The sequence below is a fragment of the Luteibacter sp. P4_D7_3 genome (assembly GCF_056401735.1).
In genome coordinates this window covers 1-1,812 of sequence record NZ_JBFUIT010000504.1, presented here as the reverse complement: position 1 = coordinate 1,812, position 1,812 = coordinate 1, and the positions used below count along the sequence as shown (strand labels likewise).

Below are 1,812 nucleotides of genomic sequence, written 5' to 3'. Positions count from 1 at the left end.
CGTATGACTTGATGGCCGCTGCTTGGTTGGCTGGCGAGTATTCCTGACGCTCAGTCGACATTCGTGCAACCCAAATCACTCCGGACGATGTGGGAGCTGAACCGGGTGACTTGGCGGCCCCCTGGTGTCTCCTGCGCGTTTGCGCTACGCCGGTCGCTATCACGGCGCAGCCGAAGTACGTTCTTAAACACAGATGTGCTTTACGTGTGCCGCGCCCAGTGTGCCGACGAATGAGGGGTCCACGGCTGATTCGACGGGAATGAGATCACTAGAGCGAGCTGCGCAGCAGCTTATTCATGGAACTCAACAAGAATCGTCCCGGTGGCCACAGCGGTTCTCCGCAACTGGGGAACCTCTCTTCGCGAGCTGGAAATCTGGATACGCGGAGATGCCCTATCATCCTTTTGGCACGCAGATAGCCGTGTTGGGAAGGGAATGTTAACGTTCGAAGCGAGCGTCGATCGTCTGCGCCGCGCTTCATTGGCGAACGCGCTGGGAGACCGGCAAGTGTTGCTGACTGCCGACACACGTGAGACGGACAGAAAGTGGCGTTACCTAATTATTGCCGACGACGCTAGCGCCGCTGCCGAAGCTGAGGCCGGAGTAACAGCGCTGCTCGGGTTGGACTGACCATGCTTCACCGTGCGCTCCTCCCATCGATGAGTCGAATTTCCGGCCTGGGTATCGTCGCGGTGGAAAATATTCCAGCCAGTACGATCACGTGGGCGAGTTGTACGACGTGCCAGGTTTATTCGCAGCAACAGCTCGACCGGTTTCCGAGCTCAGTAAATGCGTGGTTAGAAGAATTCGGTTACTAGAGTTCAGCTGATGGAATCAACGTTCCGTGCAGGCAAGGCAACGGGACCGAGCTGCATTGACAGAATCGTGGCAGCCGCAGCAAGCTTTTGCATACCCAGCGCAGATGTCCCGGAAACCAATAGCCGCGTGGGGAAACGGGCCTCGTCAAAGTCGCAGAGGAGCGCTGCGTCGCCTGTGACATTCGCGTGTCGCACCATCATCGCCAGGGTCATGACACCCGATTTGTCGTCTTTCATATGGGGCCCATCTCCGATGTGTCCGGCGCACCCCTCACGATGCCTCAGTCGCCCAGATCGCCATCCAAACAATTACCTATTCGAAACGCCTCACCGAAGGCCTGACTTATACCTCCCATTTCGATCTACCCGGAGACGTCAGGTCCGGGGCATTCTAGGGACCATGTCTTCCGTGACCGATGCCGCTCGCCGTGGCGGTCCTTTCACATGGCGTCCGACATTCTCCCCCTCGTTCCTGTCCGCGGCCCGCCCCATGTCGGGCCCACCATGGCAAGGAGGCGCGAACATGGACTGCTTCACCGGCTCAACTGCCCTCGACCTCACGGTCTCGCATCCGCATGAGGCATCACAGGCCGTCTACGAGGCCGCGCGCCTGGCCAGGTCCAACGGCCTTGATGACGATGATGCCGAAGCGGTAACGGCCGTTGTTCGGCTCTGGTCAGCGCGCTTCGCGGCAACCCCGGGCGGAYGCCTCCATCTGCGCGTGCTCAGCGGCGAAGGGCGGGGTGTGGAAGTGGTCGCTTCCCATCCTGAGACCGTCGACCTGAGTCCTCCGCCTTCCCTACCATCCTCGGCCCGCAGTGATCAGTGGAATGGCCCGCAAGGCACGGTAGCGATGGTGCGCGTAGGTCCTTCAGGACCCGCCGTCGATGCGATGTTCGGCGTGGCGCAGCATGTCTTTCGGGACGGGCAATTTTGCGGCGACGCGTGGGCTCTGGTCGTAGGCCCCTCCACTGTCACCGCACTGGTCCTTGAC

2 protein-coding genes are annotated in these 1,812 nt (G+C 60.5%); one reads left to right on the top strand and one right to left on the bottom strand.

The window, feature by feature from the left end; translation table 11 throughout:
* Positions 1-821 precede the first annotated feature (821 nt).
* Positions 822-1,055: a hypothetical protein gene (locus AC1DSN_RS22100; protein ID WP_477298025.1), complete on the bottom strand. Its 234-nt coding sequence runs from the start codon at positions 1,053-1,055 to the stop codon at positions 822-824.
* Between the two features lie 286 nt (positions 1,056-1,341).
* Here AC1DSN_RS22100 and AC1DSN_RS22095 point away from each other — a divergent pair.
* A partial coding sequence (locus tag AC1DSN_RS22095) for a hypothetical protein (protein WP_477332928.1) occupies positions 1,342-1,812 on the top strand: 471 nt, incomplete at its 3' end.

What these genes read in the sequence shown, in the direction of transcription:
- AC1DSN_RS22100 (WP_477298025.1), bottom strand. Translation starts at nt 1,055, where the DNA reads ATGAAAGACGACAAATCGGGTGTCATGACCCTGGCGATGATGGTGCGA.